This window comes from Citrobacter freundii ATCC 8090 = MTCC 1658 = NBRC 12681 (genome assembly GCF_011064845.1).
In the GTDB taxonomy this organism is placed as follows: Bacteria; Pseudomonadota; Gammaproteobacteria; order Enterobacterales; family Enterobacteriaceae; genus Citrobacter; species Citrobacter freundii.
In genome coordinates, this window is the sequence record NZ_CP049015.1 from 3226867 (window position 1) to 3253642 (window position 26776).

Annotated in this window: 22 protein-coding genes; 10 read left to right on the forward strand and 12 right to left on the reverse strand. The window is 51.1% G+C overall.

From position 1 onward, the window contains the following. Position 1 precedes the first annotated feature (1 nt). The gene (locus G4551_RS15705; protein WP_003027430.1) at positions 2-1090 is read left to right on the forward strand and encodes a sugar kinase; all 1089 of its coding nucleotides are present in this window, start codon (positions 2-4) and stop codon (positions 1088-1090) included. A 46-nt stretch (positions 1091-1136) separates the two neighbouring features. On the opposite strand, the gene G4551_RS15710 is transcribed toward G4551_RS15705, so the two are convergent. The 4 genes from G4551_RS15710 to hypT form a co-directional block, all read right to left on the reverse strand. Beyond that, on the reverse strand, positions 1137-2387 hold the full coding sequence (locus G4551_RS15710; protein WP_003840095.1) for a NupC/NupG family nucleoside CNT transporter: 1251 nt from the start codon (positions 2385-2387) through the stop codon (positions 1137-1139). A 96-nt stretch (positions 2388-2483) separates the two neighbouring features. After that, the gene (locus G4551_RS15715) at positions 2484-3419 is read right to left on the reverse strand and encodes a pseudouridine-5'-phosphate glycosidase (RefSeq protein WP_003840093.1); all 936 of its coding nucleotides are present in this window, start codon (positions 3417-3419) and stop codon (positions 2484-2486) included. Next, positions 3407-4348 carry a pseudouridine kinase gene (locus tag G4551_RS15720; protein ID WP_003840092.1) on the reverse strand — a complete coding sequence of 314 codons (942 nt, stop codon included), beginning with the start codon at positions 4346-4348 and terminating at the stop codon, positions 3407-3409. The genes G4551_RS15715 and G4551_RS15720 overlap by 13 nt, the downstream gene beginning before the upstream one ends. A 302-nt stretch (positions 4349-4650) precedes the next feature. Continuing rightward, on the reverse strand, positions 4651-5562 hold the full coding sequence (gene hypT / locus G4551_RS15725; protein ID WP_003840090.1) for a hypochlorite stress DNA-binding transcriptional regulator HypT: 912 nt from the start codon (positions 5560-5562) through the stop codon (positions 4651-4653). A 349-nt stretch (positions 5563-5911) separates the two neighbouring features. Between hypT and cuyB the strand changes: the two genes are divergently transcribed. Together cuyB and G4551_RS15735 are read left to right on the forward strand one after the other, a co-directional pair. Further along, positions 5912-6631, forward strand: a complete 720-nt coding sequence (gene cuyB, locus G4551_RS15730) for a cysteate racemase (RefSeq protein WP_003840089.1) — start codon at positions 5912-5914, stop codon at positions 6629-6631. Between the two features lie 75 nt (positions 6632-6706). After that, on the forward strand, positions 6707-8005 hold the full coding sequence (locus G4551_RS15735) for an anaerobic C4-dicarboxylate transporter (protein ID WP_003840086.1): 1299 nt from the start codon (positions 6707-6709) through the stop codon (positions 8003-8005). Between the two features lie 85 nt (positions 8006-8090). Here G4551_RS15735 and fruA read toward each other — a convergent pair whose 3' ends face one another. Genes fruA through fruB form a run of 3 tightly spaced genes read right to left on the reverse strand, consistent with a single transcriptional unit; the run spans position 8091 to position 11864 of the window. Further along, complete coding sequence (gene fruA, locus G4551_RS15740) at positions 8091-9779, reverse strand: PTS fructose transporter subunit IIBC (protein ID WP_003840084.1); 1689 nt, start codon at positions 9777-9779, stop codon at positions 8091-8093. A 16-nt stretch (positions 9780-9795) separates the two neighbouring features. Then, positions 9796-10734, reverse strand: coding sequence for a 1-phosphofructokinase (fruK, locus tag G4551_RS15745; protein ID WP_003027446.1), 939 nt, complete (start codon positions 10732-10734; stop codon positions 9796-9798). Continuing rightward, complete coding sequence (gene fruB, locus G4551_RS15750; RefSeq protein WP_003840082.1) at positions 10734-11864, reverse strand: fused PTS fructose transporter subunit IIA/HPr protein; 1131 nt, start codon at positions 11862-11864, stop codon at positions 10734-10736. The genes fruK and fruB overlap by 1 nt, the downstream gene beginning before the upstream one ends. Before the next feature lie 368 nt (positions 11865-12232). On the opposite strand from fruB, the gene setB reads away from it, so the two are divergent. Continuing rightward, a complete protein-coding gene (gene setB / locus G4551_RS15755; protein WP_003840079.1) occupies positions 12233-13414 on the forward strand; it encodes a sugar efflux transporter SetB in 1182 nt (393 codons plus the stop codon). On the opposite strand, the gene G4551_RS15760 is transcribed toward setB, so the two are convergent. Beyond that, positions 13411-13665 (reverse strand): YkgJ family cysteine cluster protein, encoded by a 255-nt coding sequence (locus G4551_RS15760; RefSeq protein WP_003840078.1) that lies wholly within the window; start codon positions 13663-13665, stop codon positions 13411-13413. The genes setB and G4551_RS15760 overlap by 4 nt on opposite strands. A gap of 157 nt (positions 13666-13822) precedes the next feature. Between G4551_RS15760 and yeiP the strand changes: the two genes are divergently transcribed. Next, on the forward strand, positions 13823-14395 hold the full coding sequence (gene yeiP / locus G4551_RS15765; protein ID WP_003027452.1) for an elongation factor P-like protein YeiP: 573 nt from the start codon (positions 13823-13825) through the stop codon (positions 14393-14395). A gap of 715 nt (positions 14396-15110) precedes the next feature. On the opposite strand, the gene torD is transcribed toward yeiP, so the two are convergent. The 3 genes from torD to torC are packed head-to-tail and all read right to left on the reverse strand — an operon-like array spanning position 15111 to position 19374. Continuing rightward, positions 15111-15743: a molecular chaperone TorD gene (gene torD / locus G4551_RS15770; RefSeq protein WP_003840076.1), complete on the reverse strand. Its 633-nt coding sequence runs from the start codon at positions 15741-15743 to the stop codon at positions 15111-15113. Then, the gene (gene torA, locus G4551_RS15775) at positions 15733-18231 is read right to left on the reverse strand and encodes a trimethylamine-N-oxide reductase TorA (RefSeq protein WP_003840074.1); all 2499 of its coding nucleotides are present in this window, start codon (positions 18229-18231) and stop codon (positions 15733-15735) included. The genes torD and torA overlap by 11 nt, the downstream gene beginning before the upstream one ends. Positions 18232-18240: 9 nt before the next feature. After that, positions 18241-19374 carry a pentaheme c-type cytochrome TorC gene (gene torC / locus G4551_RS15780; protein WP_032939215.1) on the reverse strand — a complete coding sequence of 378 codons (1134 nt, stop codon included), beginning with the start codon at positions 19372-19374 and terminating at the stop codon, positions 18241-18243. Between the two features lie 164 nt (positions 19375-19538). Here torC and pdxR point away from each other — a divergent pair, with 164 nt between their 5' ends. After that, the gene (gene pdxR / locus G4551_RS15785) at positions 19539-21011 is read left to right on the forward strand and encodes a MocR-like pyridoxine biosynthesis transcription factor PdxR (protein WP_003840070.1); all 1473 of its coding nucleotides are present in this window, start codon (positions 19539-19541) and stop codon (positions 21009-21011) included. A gap of 45 nt (positions 21012-21056) precedes the next feature. On the opposite strand, the gene uxuA is transcribed toward pdxR, so the two are convergent. Beyond that, positions 21057-22247 carry a mannonate dehydratase gene (uxuA, locus tag G4551_RS15790; RefSeq protein WP_003840068.1) on the reverse strand — a complete coding sequence of 397 codons (1191 nt, stop codon included), beginning with the start codon at positions 22245-22247 and terminating at the stop codon, positions 21057-21059. 202 nt (positions 22248-22449) lie between these two features. Between uxuA and G4551_RS15795 the strand changes: the two genes are divergently transcribed. From G4551_RS15795 to mepS, 4 genes are all read left to right on the forward strand, one after another. Beyond that, positions 22450-23916 carry a mannitol dehydrogenase family protein gene (locus G4551_RS15795; protein WP_003840066.1) on the forward strand — a complete coding sequence of 489 codons (1467 nt, stop codon included), beginning with the start codon at positions 22450-22452 and terminating at the stop codon, positions 23914-23916. Positions 23917-24035: 119 nt separating this feature from the next. Beyond that, the gene (locus tag G4551_RS15800; protein WP_003840064.1) at positions 24036-25022 is read left to right on the forward strand and encodes a CobW family GTP-binding protein; all 987 of its coding nucleotides are present in this window, start codon (positions 24036-24038) and stop codon (positions 25020-25022) included. 34 nt (positions 25023-25056) lie between these two features. After that, the gene (locus tag G4551_RS15805) at positions 25057-25770 is read left to right on the forward strand and encodes a phosphatase PAP2 family protein (RefSeq protein ID WP_003840063.1); all 714 of its coding nucleotides are present in this window, start codon (positions 25057-25059) and stop codon (positions 25768-25770) included. 413 nt (positions 25771-26183) lie between these two features. Beyond that, on the forward strand, positions 26184-26753 hold the full coding sequence (gene mepS, locus G4551_RS15810; RefSeq protein ID WP_003027474.1) for a bifunctional murein DD-endopeptidase/murein LD-carboxypeptidase: 570 nt from the start codon (positions 26184-26186) through the stop codon (positions 26751-26753). The last annotated feature ends 23 nt before the right edge of the window (positions 26754-26776 follow it).

Consider the following 26776-nt stretch of genomic DNA (forward strand, 5'->3'; position numbering starts at 1 on the left):
CATGAACGACAGGGAAAAGCAGATCCTTAAGATCTTGCGCCGCAATCCGTTGATTCAGCAGAATGAAATCGCCGATATTTTGCAGATCAGCCGTTCACGCGTCGCTGCGCATATTATGGATTTAATGCGTAAAGGCATGATCAAAGGTAAAGGTTATATCCTTACCGAACAGGATTATTGCGTGGTTGTCGGTGCTATCAACATGGATATCCGGGGTGTTGCAGACATCCATTATCCGCAGGCAGCCTCTAACCCTGGCAGCATTCATTGCTCAGCAGGCGGTGTAGGACGTAACATCGCCCACAACCTGGCGCTGTTGGGCCGCGACGTACATTTAATTTCCGCTGTTGGCAGTGACTTCTATGGCGAAACATTGCTGGAACAAACGCGTCAGGCTGGGGTTAACGTTTCCAGCTGCATTCGTCTGCATGGACACAACACCTCAACCTACCTGTCGATCGCTAATCAACAGGAAGAGACCGTACTGGCCATTAACGATACCCATATCCTGCAACAATTGACGCCGCAGTTGCTTAACGGTTCGCGAGATTTGATTCGCCATTCCGGTGTCGTACTGGCCGATTGCAATCTGACCGCCGAAGCCATTGAGTGGGTCTTTACTATTGCCGATGATATTCCGGTATTCATTGACACCGTTTCAGAGTTCAAAGCGGAAAAAATGAAAACCTGGTTTACGCGTATTCATACGCTAAAACCCACGCAGAAAGAGCTTGCGATTTTATGGGGCCAACCTATTCATACTGATGCGGATCGCGTACTGGCCGTCAATAGCCTGCATCAGCAAGGGGTAAAACGCATTTTTGTCTGCCTGGAAGATGAATCCGTTTTTTGCAGCGAAAAGGACGGCGAACAGTTTTTATTGACGCCGCCTGAGCATACGGTGGTAGACAGTTTTGGTGCCGATGACGCTTTTATGGCGGGATTACTGTACAGCTTTCTGGAAGGCAGTGAGTTTCGTGAAAGCGCGCGCTTTGCCATGGCCTGCGCAGCATTATCGCGGGCCAGCGTCAGTATCAACAACCCAACGCTCTCTGCGGATAACGCTCTGTATTTGCTGCAAACAGCTTGAATGTCTGCCGGATAGCGCTACGCTTATCCGGCCTACAAACTTTATTTTATGCCAGTCCGATAAAGAAACCGGCTATTGTGGCGCTCATCAGGTTTGACAGCGTTGCTGCTGCCAGCGCACGCATTCCAAGTTGCGCGATTTCCGGCGCACGCTGTGGCGCAATCGCCGAAAATGCCCCGACCACGACGCCAATCGAACCGAAGTTCGCGAAACCACACAACGCAAACGAGATAATCGCGATGGTCTTCACGTCCAGCGTTCCGCCCGTTTGCAGATACGGCGAGAAGTTGAGATAAGCGACAAATTCGTTGATCGCCAGCTTCTGTCCAATCAGACTACCTGCCAGCGTCGCATCGCTCCAGTCCACGCCCATAATCCACGCCAGCGGGGCTAACACATAGCCAAAGATCCCTTCCAGAGTGGCGTGTCCAAAACCAAACCAACCGCCAATTCCGCCGATAATGCCGTTAATCAGCGCGATAATGGCGACAAATGCCATTACCACCGTCGCAACGCCTGCGGCAATCTTCAGCCCGGTCATAGCCCCACTGGCCGCCGCTTCGATGATGCTTTTCGGTGGTGTTTCAGTAAATGACAGGTTTTCAAAGGTGACGCGAGATTCTTCCGTTGCCGGACTCAGCATACGGGCGAACAAAATGCCGCCAGGGATTGCCATCAATGATGCCGCCAGCAAATAGTCAATCGGGACGCCCATTCCGGCGTAACCAATCATCATTGAGCCAGCAATCGAGGCCATCCCGCTACAAATAGCGGTAAACAGTTCATTACGATTAAGGCGGTCAATAAACGGTTTCACGATTGCCGGGATCTCGTTTTGCCCGAGGAAAATCGTGGTTACTGCGACAAATGACTCGATCTTACTGATGTTCAACGCCTTCTGGAAAATACCGCCGAGGATGCGGATCAATAGCCCCATCACGCCAATGTAATAGAGCAGACTGATGAGTGCGGTCACAAAAATGATAGCCGGGAGCACCCGGAAGGCGAAGATAAACCCAGCCCCGTCAAACAGCACATCCATTTTTGGCCCAACCAGGGAGCCGAAGATAAATGCGCTACCCGCGTCACTATATGACATCACCTTGTGGACGCCGAGCGCGGCCTGTTCAACCAGCCATTTTCCCGGCGGGAAATAGAGCATAATACCGCCGATGGCAATTTGCAGTACCAGCGCAGCCCCAACGGTGCGCAGACTAATACGTTTTTTATTTACTGACAGCAGAAACGCGATGGCCAGTAATACCACCATACCCACAACACTTCTCATTATATCCATAATGAAATTCCCTTCATGTCAGGAAACCCGGCGTTATCGCCAGGTTTTGGTAGGTTTGATATTCGCGGGCGACCGCATTCTGCCCGGGAAATTCTGTCAGGCGAGGCGTTGATACTCCTTCGCAATTTCACAGGCCAGCACCGCGTTGTTGAACACCAGTTGAATATTTGATTTCAGGCTGTCGCCACCGGTCAGCTCCGCAACTCGCGCCAGCAGGAACGGCGTACTTTCTTTACCCACGACGCCCTGCTCTTCCGCTTCTTTTACCGCCTGATCTATTGCCGCATTAATTTTTTCTTCTGCCATGGCAAACTGCTCCGGGATTGGATTAGCGACAACCAGGCCTCCATTAAGACCCGTTTGCCATTTCACCGCCATCGCACGGGCAATCTCTTTAGCGCTGTCCAGACGGATACTGACTTCAAACGGACTGGTACGACAGAAAAATGCCGGTAACGCTTGGGTTCGATATCCAATTAACGGCACGCCAAAGGTTTCTAAATATTCAGTCGTTAAGCCAAGATCCAGAATAGATTTTGCACCAGCACAAATTACCGTGACATTGGTATGTGCCAGTTCCTGCAGATCCGCGGAAATATCAAACGTATGTTCAGCACCACGATGAACGCCACCAATTCCCCCGGTCGCAAATACTTTAATTCCAGCCAGCGCGGCAATAATCATCGTAGAGGCAACGGTGGTGGCACCATTTTTCCCTGCCGCGACCACAAATGGCAAATCACGACGACTTACTTTCGTAACGCTATGTCCTTCTCGTCCAAGCAATTCAATTTCATCTTTACTTAAACCTACTTTCATTATTCCGCCGATAATGGCAATGGTCGCAGGAACAGCGCCGTGCTTACGAATAGTTTCTTCTACTTCAATCGCTGTCTGAGCATTCTGCGGAAATGGCATTCCATGAGAAATAATGGTTGATTCAAGCGCAACAATCGGTTTTTTACTGTTTAATGCTTCCTGGACTTCTGGTGATATTTGTAATAATTCAGAGGAAAGAGTTAATTCAGACATTCTGTGTTCTCCACTATTGAGCTAACATTCGCAACAGACAAATCAGGGTTATTGGTATATTCACAGGCTAATGCCATTGATGAACACCCCTGCGCAAATCGAACCGAATCAATAAAGGGCATGCCGTCTACCCAGCAGGCGGCCAGTCCAGCCATCATCGCATCACCAGCCCCTGTGACATTAATGACGCGAGTTTTAATGGGGAGCGACCAACCACAACTCCCCGCAATATCACTGTAATAAACGCCGTCGCCGCCCATGCTGAGCACCAGCCGGTTTAAGCCGCGATCATGAAACCACGCGGCGACTTTGCTAACGTCATCACGCCCAGAAAGCGCAATACCGCTGAGCGTTTCGGCTTCAAGGCGGTTTGGTTTGAGGGTGTGAATTTTTGCAAGGCGGCCGCGAATTTTTACGCACTTCCAGGCCGACACCGGGTCAACAAACACCGGAACATCTCCGGCGTTTTCCAGTACCCATGCCAGAGCGTCTTCGCTGATATTGCAATCGGCGATAATGACTTTTGCCTGCCTAATAAAATCAAAATGCTGTGATAAAAATTCTGCTGAAATATGCTCGGTGATACTCATATCATTAATAGCCACCAGCATTTCACCAGTATTATCAAGCAGCGATAAATAACTGGATGTATTCTCTCCGGAAACGATAAGACACTTGTCGACATGTACTCCTGATTGATTAGTTTGTGCCAATAATGATTGACCATAAAAATCGTTACCAACCGCTGTTAGCAACCAAGAATTTTTACCCAGCAGCGCGAGATTATGTGCGATATTGCGTCCAACGCCACCGGGAGTAAATTTTATCTTACCTGGATTCGAATCCGCATAATTTAGAGAAGCATGCGAACACCCAGCAACATCCATATTGGCCGAGCCAATCGTTACGATGTATTCCTTTTCACGCATAGCACGTCCCCTGGCAATTAATTTGCCAAAAATGAGTTCGTTAAAAATAACCAACGCCACACATCAGGTTATTAGAGCACATGTTCACTATCAAACATGTGTTCATAGTAGGCGTGTTTTTGACAAAGTAAATCCATCCACAAGCTATAAAGTCGATAGATATGAACAGAATCACAATTTTTTATAGATACAGTTTGTCAGGGAGAGAGAAAATGAGAGGTAGTACACAAATTGATCAGGTTAAAAAGCATCTTTGGTCATAACCGAAGGTTTTTCAGACGCGCCAGGCGAACTGGCGCGTATCAACTAAGCGAAACCAGATCCTCTGGCATATGGTTGTACAAAATCCGCCAGAAGTGCTCAGCCGTTTTATTCAGGCGGGTATCCATTCTATAAATATAGGCCTGAATAGGCACCATCAACTCCGGCGTGTCCAGACAAACCAGGCGTTTATCCCGTAGTTCGTTCACGATCGTCCACGCTGGCAGCCAGGCAATACCATGCCCATCCAATGCCATATTCTTCAATAGCTCACTCATCGAAGACATAAACAGCGTACGCGCCGAAATACTACCCACCTCCGCCAGGTGACGGTTAACCAATCTTCCCATGTAGGATGTGCTGGTATAGTTCAGTATCGGCACCTGCGGCTGATAGATATCAAACAACGCCTTACCCTGTGAATCCGCAGCACAGACGGGATACAGCTCAGACTCAAACACCTTCAAGCCGCAGAAAGGTGACTGCATTAAGTCTTCATCGCGAAAGGAGATAATGAAATCACTTTTCCCCTCGCGCAGCGTATTCACTGCCTGGACTACGTCAATCGCTTCGACGTGGTATACAAACTCCTCGCCCCATGCTGACATTGAATGTACTAATCTGGGCAACATCGTCAGCGACAGAGAATGCGCTGCCGCTATTTTGATATTGGGAACGCCAAGCAGGTTGTGACCACTAAGCTCATCTAAGTTACATTCCAGCTGTTGCAGCAGGCTACGGGTCTGCGAATGGAATAACTTACCCTCCTCCGTCAGCTGCAGTGGACTCGTCGTACGGTCAAACAGCAACACCCCAACGGCGGATTCGAGCGCCTTGATCCGCCGGCTAAATGCCGGTTGGGATAGGTTGCGCTCCTCCGCTGCCTGGGAAAAATGACGACACGCTTCCAGCGTCAAAAAGTCATATAACCATTTTGTCTCGATATTTTTCATGCCTGTCACGCGGATGTTTAAATATGTCAATTAGTCTTAAGCATCATGCCTGAATATGCCCAGAGATGATATTCAACATCAGCATCTGTTGATTCGTTTTTTGCATAACACCTTCGTTTTTGACATTAACCTGTTTCTTTACCCATCGACCACGACAGCTTATCGCTGCGGAATTTCAGACACCAGCCTGATTACTGGCCTGCTGAGGTGGCAAAAGAAACTGCACCCATGCAGTTTTTGCATTGAACCATACATTATTGCATTTCTCCTCACGACACACTGCTGTTAAACATAGACACCAGACACACACCAGCCCTGATATTAAATATCGGTAATAGAGGTATATATTGTGAAAGGTTTAATTGGCGTACTTGGTGGTATGGGACCTGCTGCAACCGTCGATCTTTTTAATAAATTCGTCACCTTTACCGCAGCGCAACGCGATCAGGAACATATCCCATTAATTATTTCATCCATCCCTGATATTCCAGATCGAACTGATGCGTTAATGCATCATGGTCATTCCCCACTTCCGGCAATGCGTGATTATATGCATAAACTGGAAGATGCTGGTGCGGAGTGTATTGTGATCCCCTGTAATACTGCCCACTTTTGGTTTAATGAATTAAAAGAGTGCTGTCATACAGAGTTACTCAGTATCGTTGAAACCACCATGGATGAAGTCAAAAACTGCGGAAAATCACGTATCGGTTTACTTGCTACCAACGCCACCCTTTACATGGGACTCTACCAAAAAGGCATAGAATCTCTTGGCTTAACCTGTGTCAGCCCTGATTCATCCGGTCAGGAAAAAGTCATGGATAGTATTTATTGCTTAAAAGCCGGCGATCTTAAGCGGGCACAAACGCTGATGAATGAACAGGCTGAAATGCTCTTTTCACGCGGTGCAGAAGTCATTGTACTGGGATGTACTGAAGTCCCCGTCATTCTTGCCAACGCAGTCAAAAACTCACCAGATAAATATATTGACTCAACCGGTTCATTAGTACGCGCCGGTATTAAATGGTACGAAAAGCGGGTTGGCAAACATCATCTTCTGGCGCAATAACAGCCGTCACCAGTTTAATAAAGCATTAAACAAACACTTATTTTAATAACAAATTATTCTCTGGCGGAGGCCATTATGGTTTGGTTAGAAATTATCGTCGTGTTGGGTGCAATATTTTTTGGTATCCGCCTCGGCGGAATAGGTATCGGTTTATGCGGCGGGCTGGGGCTGGCTATTTTAACGTTGGGATTTGATCTACAAATTGGTTCGCCCCCCGTTGACGTTATTCTCATTATTATGACAGTTGTCGTGGCAGCATCGGCGCTACAGGCCGCCGGAGGTATGGATTATCTGGTTCGCGTAGCCGGTAATTTCATGCGGCGTAATCCTAAATATATCAATATTATTGCACCGATTATCACCTGGTCGATGACCATTATGGCCGGAACAGGGTTCATTGTATTTTCTACCCTACCGGTGATTGCCGAAGTCGCCAAAGAGTCCGGTATCCGCCCTTCTCGTACGCTCGCCGGCTCCGTGGTCGCCTCTCAGGTGGCGATATCCGGTTCGCCGATCAGTGCCGCAATGGCGGCGATGCTGACCATTATGGAAGGCAACGGTGTCACCTTTATCCAGGTTATGGCGGTATGTCTGCCAGCTTCGTTTGTTGCCGCGATGGCCGCCGCTTTTATCGCCTCACGTCAGGGATGCGAGCTACAAGATGATGAAGTCTATCTTGAACGCCTGCAAAAAGGGTTGGTGCGTAAATATGAAGGGCAAAACAGCACTGTACCGGGTGCCAAACTCTCAGTCGCCCTGTTCATGTTGGCAACGGTCGTCATCGTTATTCTTGCCGCCTGCCCGCAGCTACGCCCCGGATTTGATGCCGGCAACCCAATGAATACCCGGGATATCATCATTATTTGTATGCTATCTGCCGCTTGCCTGATGGTGGTGTTATGCAAAACATCAACCGATGCTATTGTCCTGACCTCCACATTTCGAGCAGGGATGAGTTCACTGGCCGTCATTCTCGGGATTGTTACATTGGGAACGACCTTCATTGATGCCCACTTAGCGGAGATTAAGGATATCGCAGGCGATATTCTACAGGCTTATCCGATGCTGTTGGCGCTGGTGCTGTTTGGTACCTGCGCGCTTCTCTACTCGCAAGGCGCCACAACACCGCTGATTATCCCTCTGGCCGTTGCACTCGACGTACCTACATGGGCGATTCTGGCCTCCTATGTGGCGGTAACCGGGGTGTTTGTTCTACCAACATACCCGACTTCGCTGGCGGCAATGGAGTTCGACACCACAGGGACAACACGCGTGGGCAAGTATGTCTTAAACCATCCGTTTATGCTGCCAGGACTGGGTGGGATCATTGCTGGCGTTGCCTTTGGTTTTATCATAGCGCCAATGATTGCCTGAACCGTTTTACATATCTATCTTCAGGCAGCAGTTAATCGATAAAAAAAGGGGCAGAGAAATCTCTGCCCCTGATGTCAGCATTAAATCATGCCGCTTTTGCCACAACCTCATCTTCCGGGCGCTTCAGCACCGCGTAGGAGAGACCGGCTACCAGCGTACCGGCAATAATGGCCAGCAGGTATCCCAGTACCGGCGTAATTGCACCTGGAATTAACAGGACGAAAAGCCCGCCGTGTGGCGCCATCAGTTTCGCACCCACTGCCATCGAGATAGCACCGGTAATCGCACCACCAACGATACAGCAAGGCAGAACGCGCATCGGGTCACGTGCAGCGAATGGAATAGCCCCTTCGGTGATAAAACACAGGCCCAGTACCAGCGCTGCTTTGCCGCCTTCCTGCTGCGCTTTGTCGAACTTACGGCGCGCAACCAGCGTTGCCAAACCCAGAGCCAGCGGGGGAACCATACCTGCCGCCATGATGGCCGCCATCGGCGCATAAGTTTGCGTACTCAGCAGACCCACACCGAAAGCATACGCCGCCTTGTTAACCGGACCACCCATATCGGTACACATCATGCCGCCAAGAATCGCTCCAAGCAGCACCGCATTCGCCGTACCCATGGTTTGCAGCCAGTGGGTCAGACCTTCCAGAATGCCAGCCACCGGTTTGCCGATCAGGTAAATCATGGCCAGACCAACCACCAGGCTTGAGAACAGCGGAATGATCAGGATCGGTTTCAGCGCTTCCATACTCTGCGGGAGTTTCAACTTCGTGCTGATAAGCTTCGCCACATAACCGGCAAGGAAACCAGCAATAATCCCGCCAATAAAGCCGGAACCGGTGCTCACCGCCAGCATACCGCCGATAAGACCCGGCGTCAGACCAGGACGGTCAGCGATGGAAAACGCGATATAACCTGCCAAAACCGGCACCATCAGCGCAAAAGCTGAACCACCGCCAATCTGCATCAGCGCCGCCGCCAGCGTACCCTGCTCTTTAAACGCTTCGATACCAAAAGCGAACGAGAGTGCAATACACAGACCGCCAGCAACCACCATCGGCAGCATGTAAGAGACACCCGTCAGCAGGTGACGATATGCCCCCGCGCTCTCTTTCTTACTTTCGGTTGCTGAAGTCTGCGCTTTACCGGTTGGCTGGTACGGTGTTGCTTCTTCCAGCGCTTTGTCCAGCTCCTGCTTGGTTTTCTTCAACGCAAGACCCGTAGAGGTGCGGTACATCGGTTTGCCGGCAAACTTCGCCAGATCAACTTCAATGTCAGCTGCCACAATCACCAGATCCGCCTGAGCCACTTCTTCCGGCGTAATGGCATTGCCTGCGCCAACAGAACCTCGGGTTTCAACCTTCACCCACCAGCCACGTTTTTTCGCTTCTGTTTCAATCGCTTCAGCAGCCATAAACGTATGAGCAACACCGGTCGGACACGCCGTCACTGCCACTACACGTTTTGGACCACTGCTGGCCACAGGTGCTGTTGCAACCGGGGCACTGTAAGGTTTTGCATGGCCCTTCGCTTCGCTGAGGAACAGTTCAGGGTGCGCAACCGCACGACCAATGTCGCCCAGCCAGACTTTTTTGCCGTTCAGCGAACTGTCGGCAGGAAGCGTATCGCCCAGAACAATTGCCAGTTCGGCATCATTCGGATTATCAATAATTTCCAGATGTGCTTTCTGTGCCGCCGCTCCAAGAAGGGTTTTCGCCATGTAAGCGCGAGCCTGGCCGAGATTAGCGTCAATAATCAGCAGCGTTTTCATTATGCCTCTCCTGCTGTCAGTTAAACGGTTTTAAGTCGACACGCGCCATCATTGCGGCCAACTGAGGACGATCGGTAATGCCTACATTGCTTTGGCTTACTGCCAGGGCGGCAACAGCCGTCGCCAGACGCAGGGTATGTTCACTGGACTCACGCATCAGCAGGCCGTAAATCAGACCGCCAACCATTGAATCACCCGCGCCGACGGTGCTGACCACCTCAACTGACGGCGGTTTAGCAATCCATTCACCTGAAGCGTTAACCCACAGCGCACCTTCCGCGCCGAGTGAAATCACCACGTGAGCAATACCCTGCTCGCGCAGCGCATGCGCCGCATCAATCACATCTTTCATTTCCGGCAGTTTGCGGCCTGCCCAGATTTCCAGCTCACGACGGTTTGGTTTCACCAGCCACGGTGCCGCTTTCAGACCCGCCACCAACGCTTCACGACTACTATCAAAGATAATGCAAGGACACTGACTGCGCAGGCGCGTCATCCAGTCGGTGAAGGCTTCCGGGCTTACGCCGGTCGGCAAACTGCCGCTGACGCACACCATGTCGAACTGGCCCAGCCAGCTCAGCGAGTCATTCACAAAGCGTTCCCAGTCAGCCGGGGTGACTTCAAAGCCGGAGAAATTAAAGTCAGAAACTTCACCGTCTTTTTCGGTCAGTTTGACGTTGATACGGGTACGCCCTTGTACAACCTGAAAACGGTTGGCAATACCCAGTTCGCTGAACAACTGCTGAAAACCATCCTGGTTGTCTTTACCCAGGAAGCCGCCCACAGTGACATCGATACCTAAATCCTTCAAAACCTTAGCGACGTTAATTCCTTTCCCTGCCGCGTGCAGACCGGTGGTTTTAACCAGGTTCACTTCACCGCGTTCAATTTCCGGGCAAAAGCCCACCAGGTCGTAAGCCGGGTTAAGGGTGATAGTCGCAACACGTCTGCTCATTACGCGCCCTCCCCCAGACCTGCCGCGATGGCTTCTCCAATCGCCTTCAGCGCCTGTTCAGCATCTTCGCCCTGTGCGGTAAAGCGCAGGTGATGTCCTTTTTTCACACCTAATGCCACAACTTTCATCAGACTGCGTCCATTCGCCGGTTTGCCGGTTCCATCAAGATTTGTCACGGTAATTTCACTGTTAAATTGTTTAATCGTATTCACCAGCATGGTGCCCGGGCGGGCATGTAACCCATGCTCATTGCGCACAATAAATTCGGCGCTCAGTACATCATCAGTTAAGGCGTCATCGCTGGTCAGCAGCGCCAGCACCGTTGCCGCATCGGCTTTCAACAAACGGTCAGCTTTATTATTCAGCAGCACATCGCCAAGGCGCTTCAGCACGGCAACCGGTTGATCGTCATTCATGGCGACGGTCACCAGCAGGGCTGCCGCTTCACCTTCTACATCGAATGTTGTTGCTGCACGGCTGACCGCAACAGCGCTACGCACGTTGCCTTCAGCACAGTCATTCAGCCAGATCCCCTGACCGAGATTCATCGGCTGCTCATTGATTGCTCTGGCCACAAAGGTGGCGTCAACCGCACCGACTTCTTTCAGTCGTGCCGCGTTGAGTGCCTGCAGCGTCACCAGCGAGTTGGCCACGACATCCAGCGACAGCGTTTCGTTATCAAGCTTCAGCTGTTCGCTTTGCTTTTCGCCCATCAGCAGCGCACGCAGTTCTTCCGCCGTGGTCGCAGATTTCAGCTGTTCAGCGACGGAGTCATCGCTCAGCACGTGTGTCAGCTGACGCAGTAAACCGAGATGTTCATCAGAGCTTGCGGCGATGCCGATTGCCACATAAGCAACCTGCCCTTCGCCCCAGGTCACGCCCTGCGGAAACTGAAAAACCTGCACACCGGTTTTCAGCACCTGACCGCGCGTGTCCGTCGTACCGTGAGGAATCGCAATACCGTTGCCGAGGAACGTGGACGTCTGTTGTTCGCGCGCCAGCATGCCATCGACGTAGCCTTCCGCGACGTTACCCGCCTGCACTAAGGCAGCGGCAACCTGGCGAATAGCCTCTTCTTTATTCCCGGCCTGTTCGCCCGGGTGAATATCCTGAACAGATAACTGGAACATGGTTCTCCTCTCCCGCTGATTTGAAACGATTCAGCTAACATGAGAAAAAAGGCGTCACCTGACTCCATCAGTTATGGCGAGATGACGCTGAAACGTTTCAAGAAGTCTTGCTCTTTTTTCTTCAGCACACAAGTAAAGTTGACAAATTACTTGCTGAATTTAGAGATAACGCACATTTTCTCTGCGAGGGAGAAAAAACTGCTGACGGAAAAACGGCGTCAGCTTGTCAGATTCAGCAACGTCAGCAAACAGCATTCTTTGACTGAAATGCTATTTTGATTTTTGATGCCGATTTTGATTTGGCTCCCTGTTTATTTTCTGACAAGCGGCGTAAACTCCGCGTCTCTTCACATCATTGATATCAAAACATGCATAACACCCCCGTAGCCGCCACACCCAAGGCGTTTGATTTAACGTCTTCGGCGTTCCTGCTTGTCGCATTTCTGACGGGTATCGCCGGTGCGTTGCAGACGCCAACGCTTAGCCTTTTTCTGACGGATGAAGTCCATGCCCGTCCCGGCATGGTCGGGTTCTTTTTTACCGGCAGCGCCGTGATCGGCATTTTGGTGAGTCGGTTTCTGGCCGGGCGCTCGGATAAAAAAGGCGATCGCAAAAACCTGATTGTGTTTTGCTGCGTGCTGGGGATGCTGGCCTGCGTGCTGTTCGCCTGGAACCGTAACTATTTTATTCTGCTGTTTATCGGGGTATTCCTCAGCAGCTTTGGATCGACTGCCAACCCGCAAATGTTCGCTCTCGCCCGTGAACACGCCGATCGCACAGGTCGGGAAGCCGTCATGTTCAGCTCAATATTACGTGCGCAGGTTTCGCTGGCCTGGGTAATTGGCCCACCGCTGGCCTACGCGCTGGCCATGGGGTTCAGCTTTACGGTGATGTATCTCAGCGCAGCGGTGGCGTTTGTTGTCTGCGGCGTAATGGTCTGGTTATTTTTACCCTCGATGAGTAAAAACGTGCCGCTCGCAACAGGCGCAGTTGAAGCCCCGCGCCGCAATCGACGCGACACGCTGCTGCTGTTTGTTATCTGCACATTAATGTGGGGCACTAATAGTCTCTATATCATTAATATGCCGCTGTTTATCATCAACGAACTGCATCTGCCGGAAAAACTGGCTGGCATCATGATGGGTACCGCTGCCGGACTGGAAATCCCGACCATGTTGATTGCTGGCTATTTTGCAAAGCGTCTGGGCAAACGTCTGTTGATGAGAATTGCCGTCGTCGCCGGATTCTTCTTTTATGCCGGTATGCTGCTGGCTCACTCTCCGGCGATATTACTTGGCTTACAGCTGCTGAATGCGATTTACATCGGCATCCTCGGCGGAATTGGCATGCTCTATTTCCAGGATCTGATGCCAGGACAGGCAGGCTCAGCAACGACCCTGTATACGAATACCATTCGCGTGGGCTGGATTATTGCCGGATCGCTGGCGGGGATTGCCGCTGAAATCTGGAACTATCACGCGGTGTTCTGGTTTGCGCTGGTGATGATCGTCGCTACCGTCGTGTGCCTTGCGCGCATCAAGGACGTTTAAGGCGCGGTCAGCGCTTCAAGCTCGATGAGATAAACCATGGCATGGTGCGTCGTCTGTCCGCACATTTCCGCACTGGGCTGTAAACCGCCACACACTTTTGGTCGTAGCGGCGAAGCAAAAATTTTGCAACGCAGGGATTCATCCAGCTGAACGCATGGCGTATTAGCAGGTTTGCCATCAGGCATGCCAGGGATGGGACTGGAGATTGAAGGCGCGGTGCAGCATGCACCACAATCCGGACGGCATTCCATACAGTACTCTCTTTATCGTAAACCATCGGATTGTGCGGAAAGCGCACAGTACCACCTTTTTGGCACCAGCAAAAGCATCAATTCCGCTTGCCTGAATGCCCCGGCGCGAGTAGTTTTACGCGATATTTTAGACACTCCTCACTACAGGATTTTTTCGATGCCAAGAGCGAACGAAATTAAAAAAGGTATGGTACTGAACTACAACGGCAAACTGCTGATTGTAAAAGATATCGATATTCAATCACCGTCCGCACGTGGTGCAGCTACGCTGTACAAAATGCGTTTTTCTGATGTGCGTACCGGTCTGAAAGTTGAAGAGCGCTTCAAAGGCGACGATATCGTGGATACCGTCACCCTGAGCCGCCGCGGGGTTGATTTCTCCTACGTCGATGGCAACGAATATATCTTTATGGATAAAGAAGACTATACCCCGTATACCTTCACCAAAGACCAGATTGAAGAAGAGCTGCTGTTCATGCCGGAAGGCGGTATGCCGGATATGCAGGTACTGACCTGGGACGGCCAACTGCTGGCGCTTGAACTGCCGCAGACCGTAGACCTGGAAATCGTTGAAACCTCACCGGGTATTAAAGGTGCTTCAGCGAGTGCGCGCAACAAGCCAGCAACCCTGAGCACCGGTCTGGTGATCCAGGTTCCTGAGTATCTTAGTGCGGGTGAAAAAATCCGTATTCATATCGAAGAACGTCGCTATATGGGCCGTGCAGATTAATCTCCTGTCGTTACAGGTGAACCAAAGATAATGGCATGTTATCTCTGGCAAAATGTTCCGTTCACTTTAGTGGTATCACTTCTCTGAAACCATACTGCCTGTGAACGTGTTAAGGGTACTATCGCCGTACCCTTAACAATCCCGGCTCCCGGCGGGAAAATTGCCACTTCGTGGTTCCCTCCGCTTATTCCTCCAGGCTACCGGGCCGGGCGCGAGGTAGCGTCCCTGCAAAACGCGCCCTGAACCCGCATCCATGCGGGTTCTCCCGGCCTTACGGAAACACGTCGGCAATTTTCAGCCGGACCAGCCCACACCTGACCACCTGCGTTTTTTGTTTAAACAGCAAAACAGATTTAACTGGAAGCCAGAGCGTTAAAGCGATGACCCCGGTCCGGCTGAAAAACGATGAGGCGTTGACGGCTGACCGGGGCTGCCCGCAGGGATGCGGGCAGAGGGGACGGCCTGCAAGGATGCAGGCTCGGCACCGACCCGACAGGCAGACGGCATAAGACGAATAACTCGCGCAGCGATGATTTTCCCGCCGGGAGCCTGGGATGCAAGGGAGGCGGCGGTGAGCCTCCCTTGCACGTTCACGGGTAACGGCGTTTCAGAGAAATGACTCCACTGAGGTGAACGGAACCCTATGCCGCAATCAAATATTCTCCATAATGCTTTACTGACTGGCATTACAGCGCAGGCTGTCCCTTTGTCATTTTCAGCGCTGACTGCTGAAATAAAAATCATCCATCAGCAGCGACTCCAGATACTGTTCATCCTCTTGCATAAAACGTACTATCAGATTAACCGCCTGAGGATAAAACCCCTCGTTATCCCGCACCAGACAAGCGTCGCGAAATAACGGTGCCCAGCACAGAATATGATGATGCAAAAAGTAATACTGCGCGGAGAATTTCTCCTCTTTAGCAACCATCCTCGCCATTAATGCCAACTGTACGGCAATATGATCGGAGGGTTCATTCTCCCGAGCCGCCAGCCCTTGCTCAACCAGCAGCACATTCATTTGCAGACGTTCTTCTGCCGCCGTCGTGTGTGGATAGTGCCCCGCATAGGGAGAAACACTAGCCGGCGGGGCCAGCAGAAACAACGAGGCAAAATCTGCGGCCAACTCAAGCTGTCGGGAGTCGCGCCGCAGAACCCGGCCCAGGCTACGCTCAAAACGTTTAACATTGGCAGATAATCCGGGGATCGCCTCGAGTGAGGCAATCCATGCCTGGCTATTGCCATTTTCCAGACTGGCGAGCTGTTTTTCATCCAGCTCACGAAATAACAGTTGCGAAAACCACTGGTACACAGCCGCCCGCTGCTGATGAATTTGATTATGCTGCACTGGTCCCCTCCTCTTTCACAATCTGCGGACCACCGAAAGCCGTCACCTGCGGGGCTTTCTGCTGATAACGCTCGACCTCCACCAGCACGGTATGTGCTGAAGGCCCCTGGGCCAGCTGTGAAGTACCGATATCCGCACTCAGCACGTTCGGGTCGCCATAGGTGCATAATGTTCCGGCTTTCCCCCCTTCCTGCGGGGAGTACCACGCGCCTTCATGAATACGGACCACGCCAGGGGTAAAATCCGGACTGATTACCACGCCAGCCAGTACCTGACCACGAGCGTTAAAAACGCGGGCGATATCACCGGCTTTTAAGCCACGAGTGGTGGCATCCTGTTCGCTGATATAAAGCGGCTCTCTTCCGGCAACTGCATAGGTGCTGCGAAACGCCTCGCTTGAGCACAACTGGGAATGTAGACGTTTATCCGGATGGCAGGATTGCAAATGCAGCGGGTATTTATCTTTTTTGCCGCTATGGGTACGCTCAAAGGGTTCCATCCACACCGGATACCCCGGACAATCCTCATAGGCAAAGCCCGCGATGGTTTTGCTGTAGATTTCAATAAGACCTGACGGCGTTCCCAGCGGATTCAGGTCTGGCTGCTCACGAAACTCGCCGTGACGTACCCACGGCTGACCCGGCGGATATTCAATATATCCGTCACCCTGCCAGAACGTTGTGAAGTCCGGTAAGGTAACACCGAGCGACGCCCCCATCTTCACACCTTCGTCATAAAGCGCCTGTATCCACTGCATTTCATTCCGGTTTTCACGGTACACCGCTTCCTTATCAAATCGCTTACACAGCCCGGCAAAGATGTCAAAATCATGCCGCGCTTCGTATTGCGGTTTAACAATCTGATGCAGCGCCATCAGCCCTTTATTCGAATGCGTGCCGAACTGCTCAATATCGTTACGTTCAAAACGGGTGGTCACAGGCAGAACGATATCGGCAAAACGGCACGACGCGGTCCATTGGTGATCTAACACCACCACGGTTTCCAGCTTTTTCCACGCGTCGATCATGCGGTTCCTGTCCTGCTGGGCGTGGAATGGATTGGCCGCACTGTAGATCGCCATTTTGATGTCAGGATACGTTAACGTCTCACCGTTGAAGGCAATCTTGTTGCCTGGCGCAAGCAGGCAGTCAACGATACGCGAAGTGGGGATATGCTCCGATGCGCCGCGAAAATCCGCTTTGTACTTCGCCTGCGGGGGATTAGTAATACTCCCCAGCCCGGAGAGCACTGGCCCGGTCGATGTTACCGTCCCACCCCCGTTATAGTGCCAGCCAAATCCGACCCCGCCGCCGGGCAAACCAATTTGACCGACCATACTGGCCAGTACCACCAGCATCCACGGATACTGCTCACCGTGGTGCATGCGTTGTACGCACCAACCGCCCATAAACTGTGTCCTGCCTTTCACCAACAGGCGGGCGAAGTCTCGGATCTGCTCTGCTGTCAGCCCGCAGATTTCAGCCGCCCATTCGGCATTTTTCGGCTGCTTATCACTCTCGCCCAGCAGGTACGGTAAAAACTGTTCAAAGCCGACGGTGTAATCGGTAATAAACGCCGTGTCGTACAGTTTTTCTTCGTACAGGGTATGCGCCAGTGCCAGCATTAACGCGACATCGGTTTGTGGCCGCAACGCCAATTGCTCGCAGCCAAGATAGTTTTGAGATTTGCTACGCACTGGATCAACGCTGATAACGCGCATCTTATTCTGCGCTACCGCCTCTTTAATCTGCTGCCAGTAGCCAAATGCATCGTGATCGGGAACCAAAAACTCGATCTGCAAGTTCTTGATCGGATCGCAACCCCACAACACGATGGTATTGCTGTTTTGAATCACCAGCGGGAGTGACGTCTGCTGCTCATAAACTTCCAGTGAACCAATCACATGCGGTAAAATGACCTGGGCCGCTGCCGCAGAATAGTCGCCGACAGTTGTCACATAGCTACCATGCAGACCAAGTCCCCGGTCCATCGCCCCGCCCGCTTTATGGTATTTGCCTACCATTTGCCAGTCAGCAAGCCCGGTAAATACGCCTGATGAACCATAAGTTTTTTGCACCCGCTCCAGCTCTTCGTACAACAAATCCAGCGCCTGATCCCAACTGACCCGTACAAAACGGTTATCTCCGCGCTGGCTGCGATCCGACTCCTCACGTTTAAGCAGCCAGTCCAGACGCACCATCGGGTAGCGCACCCGCGACGGGTTGTAGACCACTTCACGCACCGCGTTCAGCATATCGCAGGGATATTTGTCATGTTTGAACGGACGGGTTTCGGTCCACTCACCGTTGACCACTTTGGCTTCAAAAGCGCCATAGTGCGAACCTGATTGAATCCACTGTTCGGGATTTTCCCCCGCCGCCCACACTTTTGATATCAGCGGATTAGGCGCCAGTGCGCTGGCAGCACCCACCGCCAACATACCGCTGAGAAAACGGCGGCGGGACGGATTAAAGTCATGAATATCCATACATTATCCTTACTTTTTGTTGGTGTCAGACACATCGCTGGCGTGGGTCTGGAGGTATTTCAACAACGTACGTTCCTCCACCGGATTAAGCCGGTAATAGGTCGACATGGCTTTCAATCCAGCGATCCAGCCATTAGCGGTATATCGGGTCGTAGGAGGAGTGCTATGACAGGCGCTACAGGTGGATTGCAGCATTTGATCTGAGTACTCCCAGATTGGCGCAAGTGTGCTGATAAAGTCCTGATCGGTGGTCCAGGCGGTGACGCTCACCTGCTGCCATTCCTGATGTGAATCAGGATCGACCTGGGTTTGTAGCACTTTTACGTTCGCCATCAGGGGCTCATCGAGCACGGCGGAGAAAACGCGTTTCCCCATATACTGGGTGATCACCCGTCCACGCCCTTTGCTTTCACGCCAGCCCGTAATTTCGAGCTGGACGTTACTGCCTTCTTTTTTCAGCACCTTGGCCTCGGTGGCGGGAAATAACAGCGCCTTCCCTGCCGGACTTTCTGCCGTTGCCGCCAATGATTTTTCGCTTAATGAGAACAGTGTGGACGCATCCGTTGGCGTATCTCCCTGACGCTGTAGCTGCTTAAAGCGATCGCGAAAACCGCTGCTCATATCGGGTTTGTGATGGGCTATTCCTTTGTGGCAATCGATACAGTTACTGTCTTTTGCTGCCGCCGCGGTCATTTGCGCCGCCGCATTTGCCGATTGCTTGCCATGATCCATTGCCTCATAGCTATGGCAGGATTTACACGCCGCTGAATTATTCGCGCTCATGCGCGCCCACTCCCGTTGGGCCAGCTCCGAGCGTTTGGCTGCAAACTTTTCCGGAGTGTCGATAGAAGGAGAAATAAAGGTGTGATAGAGATCGTTTAAGGCTTCAGTTTTACGAATAAGCGTTGGCACAACGCCCGGTGGAATATGACAATCCTTACACTCAGCCCGCACGCCAGACGCGTTGCGAAAATGCACGCTGGTTTTATATTCCTCTCCAGCCGTGCGCATCGAGTGACACGATAAACAAAATTCGGTGGTACTGGTGTAATGAACGCCTTGCCACGTTCCCCAAATAGCCAAGGCCATTACTACCGCCCCGACGAATGCGCACCACAATGCGTTCTTTCTTATCCACGACATGCTTGCCTCCATTTTTTAATAGCGACACGCTAAGGGATAATAAAAATCAAAAATAGAGACAGCGAAAGCAGATTATAGGAACAGCAGCCACTCTATGAGGTGAGTCAAATAGTAAAGATCAGAAATTCGTAATATAGTGACCATCTGTAAATAAGGAATTTCTTATGCTAACACTGACGCTCAATAGAGAAAGCCGTACTCCGCTGCAACTGCAGATATTTCAATTTTATTTCCAGGCAATTCAGCAGGGTGATTTGCTTTGTGGAGACAAACTCCCCTCTATTCGCGAGCAGGCTCAGGTATTGCACGTTGCTAAAATAACGGTAGTGATGGCCTATGATAAGCTGATGGCGGCTGGGTTAATCAAGAGCCGACACGGCATTGGCTATGAAGTGATATTCACCACGCCTGTACGTATAACCCCAACTCATGTGCCCGTAACCCAAGGCTCCCCACCGGTAAAACCTAAAGCTGCCGGGGTCTCTACCGATGTTTACGCCGAGCCTGGACGAGAGTGCTACTGCCGGATGGGCGTCCCCGACCCCAACGCTTTTCCCTGGTCAAGCTGGCGGAAATGGAATAATGCTCCAAGCATACTTAAAGAACAATTATTTACCCGGTATCATTCACCAAATGGATTATTTTCACTACGTGAGCAACTGGTCAGATACCTTAATTTATCCCGCGGAATTAATACCCGAGCAGAGAACATCATCATTACCAACGGGATTCAGGAAGGATTATCACTACTCAGCCAAATATTTATTATTCATCATGCTGTCAGTCAGCAAAAAAAGTGCCATATTGTGACCGAATCCCCTTGTTATTCTGGCGCATGGCATCTCTTTAATTATTACGGTGCAGACATTACGTCAATTGCCGTAGATAACCACGGGCTGCAAACAGATAATTTACCCGAGTATGAAACCCAGCTTTGTTATGTTACTCCAGCTCATCAGTATCCGATGGGAAGTGTGCTTTCGCTGGAGCGCCGTCAGTCATTATTAACGTGGGCGCAACGCGTCGGCGCTTACATCATTGAAGACGATTACGATGCCGTTTTTACCTATGGGGACAATCCCCTTCCCGCGCTGAAAGCCATGGATTATCACAACCGGGTTATCTATATGGGGACATTTTCTAAAACACTGGGGCCAGGCGCACGGCTTGGCTATCTTATTTGCCCTGATGAACTGCTTCCGGCGGTACAGAACATGAAAGCGCTCAATAACAACGGCAGTCAGTGGTTGTTGCAGCAATTTTTAGCCGAACTGATGCAAAATCAGGTTTTTTATACGCATATCAGCAAGCTGGCCTGCAGCTATGCGACGCGCCTCACTCTGTTACGCGATGGCCTGTCCACTCTGTTTCCCGAAGGGAAAATCGCTGGCGCAACGGCAGGTCTGCACCTCTCGTTACGCATTGCCAGACATACCGAATTCATCGCCAGGTTGCAACAAAGCTGCCTGTTGGCTGGGATCCGTTTCGACACTCTGCCGGATATAGAAAATGGATCAGAAGCCGCATGGCGCAAAGAAAACAGCGATGCTGTTATGTTTTTTGGTTTTGGTGGATTGCAGATACAGCAGATCAATAAAGTGCTGACAGTGCTGGAGCAGGCGCTCGCGCAGCCTTGATGAATAACAGGGATTGCGCCTGTAGCGCAATCCCTGTTGTTAGACTTACAGCAGGTCGCGGAACTGCGTTTGTTTCAGCGCCAGCTCAACGCCGCGGACTTCTGCCAGTCCTTTCAGGCGACCAATCGCCGAGTAGCCCGGATTGGTTTTCTTGTGCAGATCGTCAAGCATCTGGTGCCCATGATCCGGACGCATCGGGATAGGACGCAGGTCGCCCGCCTTTTTACGCCGCTGCTCTTCGCTCAAAATGGCAGCCACCACCGATACCATATCCACATCACCCTGCAGGTGCGCACCTTCGTGGAACGTTTTCGGGTTATCTTCACGACAGGTCGAGCGCAGGTGCGTGAAGTGGATACGATCGCCAAAGGTTTCGATCATTTTCACCAGATCGTTATCAGCGCGCACGCCGTAAGAACCGGTACACATGGTGAAACCATTATTAATACTGTCGACGGTTTCTTTCAGCCACTGCATATCTTCGATAGTCGAAACGATACGCGGCAGGCCGAGGATCGGGCGCGGCGGATCGTCAGGATGCACGGCCAGACGCACACCGACTTCCTCTGCCACTGGCACAATCGCCCGCAGGAATACCGCCATATTTTCGCGCAGATCGTCTTTACTGATGCCGCCATATTCAGCAAGGCGAGCACGAAACTGATCCAGCGTATAGCCCTCTTCTGCGCCAGGCAGGCCAGCAATGATATTGCGTGTCAGCTTTTCAATTTCTGCATCGCTCATGGCATTGAAGTAGTCCAGCGCCTGGCGTTGTTCTTCGTCGGTATAATCCGCTTCAGCTCCCGGGCGTTGCAGAATGTGCAGCTCGAAAGCCGCAAAGGCAATCTGGTCAAAACGCAGCGCTTTGGAACCATCCGGCAGCTGATATTCGAGGTCGGTACGCGTCCAGTCGAGGATCGGCATGAAGTTATAGCACACGGTATCGATGCCGCAGGTCGCAAGATTACGGATACTCTGCTGATAGTTGGCAATCCACGTTTGATATTGACCTGAACGCGTTTTGATATCTTCGTGGACAGGGATACTTTCCACCACCGACCAGGTCAGCCCTTTTTCAGCCAGAATGGCCTGACGCTGTTGAATTTCTTCTACCGGCCACACTTCACCGTTAGGAATATGGTGCAAGGCGGTTACAACACCCGTTGCGCCAGCCTGACGCACATCATCAAGCGATACCGGATCGTTAGGTCCGTACCAACGCCAGGTTTGTTCCATTGTTTTACCTCACAAGTTGTTATACCAAATTAAATCACCTTAATGACGACTACCATACAGGTATCCGTTAGATGATCAACACATTGCCGATGATTGGTTGATCAAGCTCACATTCCCCGGATAAATGAGGCACACCAATTCAATTTGTTGTCATATAACTTTATACTGCCATTGTTAATTTATGGTTAATCAGGTGTATTTAATGAAAACTATTGCCTCAGCGCCACTGGCGGAAAATGTCATGATGCCGCAGTACGACCGCCAGCAATTAAAAACGCGGATTGTACATTTTGGTTTCGGTGCTTTTCACCGCGCCCATCAGGCGTTACTCACCGACAGGGTGCTGAATGCGCAGGGTGGAGACTGGGGTATTTGTGAGATCAGTCTGTTCAGCGGCGATCGACTGATGAGCCAACTGCGCGAACAGGATCATTTATTTACCGTGCTGGAGAAAGGGGCCAACGGCAACCAACCGATTGTTATCGGCTCCGTCAACGAATGTCTCAACGCCAGGCTGGATTCACTGGCGGCTATTATTGAAAAATTCTGCGAGCCTCAGGTGGCTATTGTCTCGTTAACCATTACGGAAAAAGGCTACTGCATCGATCCGGCTACAGGCTCGTTAGACCTCAGTAATCCACGTATTGCTCACGATCTGCAAACACCGACTGAACCGCACTCTGTCCCAGGAATTATTGTTGAAGCGCTACACCGCCGGCGTGAACGCGGGCTACAGCCGTTTACCGTCCTCTCTTGCGATAATATCCCGGACAATGGTCATGTGGTAAAAAACGCCGTACTGGGAATGGCGGAAAAACGTTCACCAGAACTGGCAACCTGGATTCAGGAGCATGTCAGCTTCCCGGGTACCATGGTGGATCGCATTGTTCCTGCCGCTACCGAAGAGTCACTGGCTGAAATCGCACGCGAGCTGGGCGTTGCCGATCCTTGCGCAATCAGCTGCGAACCGTTTATCCAGTGGGTGATTGAAGATAATTTTGTGTGTGGCCGCCCACAATGGGAAACGGCGGGTGTTCAGATGGTCGAAAACGTCTTGCCGTGGGAACAAATGAAACTGCGGATGCTGAACGGCAGTCATTCGTTTCTGGCTTATCTCGGTTATCTGGCCGGGTTCCAGCACATCAGCGACTGCATGCAGGACAGCGCATTTCGTGAAGCCGCCTACCGTCTGATGCTCAACGAACAGGCGCCTACGCTGCAAATTATCGACGTTGATTTAGACCAGTATGCCCTTAGCCTGTTGGAGCGTTTTGCCAACCCAGCGTTGAAACATAAAACCTGGCAAATTGCGATGGACGGTAGCCAGAAATTACCCCAGCGCATGTTGGAAGGGATCCGCGTACATTTAGCCCGCCAAAGCGAATGGCCGCTGCTGGCGCTCGGTGTCGCAGGCTGGATGCGTTATGTGAGCGGCGTGGATGACTCAGGCGCAGCAATTGATATTCGTGACCCACTAAGTGAGAAAATTGCCGCTCTGGTTAAACAGAGTACTGAATCAGAACGTGTCAGCGCCCTGCTTTCGCTGCGCGAAATTTTCGCTACCGATCTCGTCCAGAATCCGCAGTTTGTCGCGGCCATTCAGCAGGCCTGGCAACGCATTGCCCAATACGGTGCGCATCAGGCTGTCATTGATACGTTAAAAAGTTAACGATTTCTGCCATTAAACAGGACGAAGCGCGTCTTCGTCCTCTCACCCCTTCTCTTTTTCACCGTTTTTCGCCAGGATTGTTAAATGCCATTACGGTAATTTATGATTCTGGAGTAAATGTGACTAAAACCAATCTCATCACCGGTTTTCTCGGCAGTGGCAAAACCACCTCTATTCTTCATTTATTGGCAAACAAAGATCCTGCTGAGAAGTGGGCCGTGCTGGTTAATGAGTTTGGCGAAGTTGGCATTGATGGCGCGCTACTGGCTAACAGCGGTGCGCTGTTAAAAGAGATCCCCGGCGGCTGTATGTGCTGCGTTAACGGTCTGCCGATGCAGGTTGGTCTCAATACGCTGCTACGTCAGGGAAAACCTGACCGTCTGCTCATTGAACCCACCGGCCTCGGCCACCCTAAACAGATTCTGGATTTACTCACCGCACCGGTTTACGAACCGTGGATCGATCTGCGTGCGACCCTCTGTATTCTTGACCCGCGGCTGTTACTGGATGAAAAAAGCGTCGCCAATGACAATTTCCGCGACCAGCTGGCCGCCGCAGATATCATTGTTGCCAACAAAACCGACCGTGCCACGACGGGAAGCGAAGACGCCCTGCAAAGCTGGTGGCAACACTATGGAGGTAATCGCCAGTTAGTTCATGCCGACCATGGACAAATTGACGGACAGCTACTGGATTTGCCCCGACTAAACCTGGCAGAGCTTCCTGCAAGCGCGGAGCACGCCCATAGTCATGCCGACAAAAAGGGGCTAGCAGCGTTGAGTCTACCCGCACAGCAGCGCTGGCGTCGTAGCCTGAACAGCGGACAGGGCCATCAGGCCTGCGGTTGGATTTTTGACGCCGATACTGTGTTCGATACTATCGGTCTGCTGGAATGGTCGCGTCTTGCTCCTGTTGGACGAGTGAAGGGGGTAATGCGTATTAAAGAAGGACTGGTACGCATTAACCGCCAGGGAGACGACTGGCATATAGAGACGCAAAACGTCGCGCCACCAGATAGTCGTATTGAACTCATCGCCGATACCGAGACCGACTGGAATGCGCTACAGAGCGCATTGTTGAGACTTCGTTTAGGCGCTAGCGCGTAAGGTTGCCTTCGTTTTTTAGCAATGGTAAACGACGATGAAAACCCGATACCCTCTAATCCTCCTGCTTAATATTGTGGGCCTGGCACTGTTTCTGTCCTGGTATATTCCAGCCGGGCATGGGTTCTGGTCTTCACTGGATACGGGCGTTTTCCGCTTCTTTAATCATAAACTGGTGGAAAGTCCGCTGTTCTTATGGGTTGTTGCTATAACCAATAACCGGGCATTTGATGGCTGCTCATTGCTGGCAATGGGCGCATTGATGCTGCACTTTTGGCTCAAAGAGACATCGGAAGGTCGCCGACGCATTGTGGCTATCGGTTTGGTTATGCTGCTTACCGCAGTGATATTAAATCAGCTGGGCCAGGCGCTTATTCCCGTTAAACGTGCCAGCCCAACCCTGATGCTGGATAATATTTATCGCGTCAGCGAACTGCTGCATATTCCGACCAAAGATGCGTCGAAAGACAGTTTTCCTGGCGATCACGGCATGATGTTGCTTATTTTTTCCGCATTCATGCTGCGTTATTTCGGAAAAGTCGCAGGAATAATCGGCCTCATTATCGCTGTGGTTTTTGCCTTCCCACGCGTAATGATTGGCGCCCACTGGCTCACCGATATCGTGGTTGGTTCCATGACGGTGGTCTTGATTGGCCTCCCCTGGTGGCTAATGACGCCATTAAGCGACCGATTAGTCACTCTGTTCGTGAATTATCTACCCGGCAAAAACAAACAATTTTTAAACAAATAACGCAGAGTAATTAACATCATCAGGGATACTTCTGATTCCCTGATGATGCCTGGCAATATTTCATCATTCTGATTGTCATTCTCCTGTCATCTTATTCATGTTTAAAATGAGTAAGTTGCGTGTTTTTTACCCTGATTGTTCTTAATTTAGACAATGCCGTTTATTCACTTTCTGTATCAATTTTTCTTATAAGAAATCACGTAAAATCACTCGCATTGACCGGAACGATCGGGTAATCTCGAACACGTTTTGCCTCGCGGGATAATTATTCCCTTTCAGAATAAATTTGTGCGTTCTGCCACAGATTTGACCTTAAGGAATTGTCTCATCGTGCGATGGTAATTAGTCTCGTCACGTTTGGCATTTTTTATAACGATATTTATCGTTAAGGACTTCAAGGGAAAACAAACAAAATGGTCAAATCTCAACCGATTTTGAGATATATCTTGCGGGGCATACCCGCGATAGCAGTTGCGGTTCTGCTTTCTGCATGTAGCACAACGAACACCGCCAGGAATATGCATTCTGAGACGCATGCTGTGGGCAATGGAGATAACTCTTCACTGCAAGCCTCTCAGGATGAATTTGAAAATATGGTACGTAATATCGATGTTAAATCACGTATTATGGACCAATATGCTGACTGGAAAGGCGTGCGTTACCGCCTTGGCGGCAGCACCAAAAAAGGCATTGATTGTTCAAGCTTCGTACAGCGTACGTTTCGTGAGCAATTTGGTTTAGAGCTTCCTCGCTCAACCTATGAACAACAGGAAACGGGTAAATCCGTTTCGCGCACTAATCTGCGTACAGGCGATCTGGTTCTGTTCCGTGCTGGCTCTACTGGCCGACACGTCGGTATTTATATCGGCAACAACCAGTTCGTACATGCCTCGACCAGCAGTGGCGTTATCATTTCCAGCATGAACGAGCCTTACTGGAAAAAACGTTACAACGAAGCTCGCCGGGTTCTAAGCCGCAGTTAATTTCGTTTGGCAGCTATCCCTTG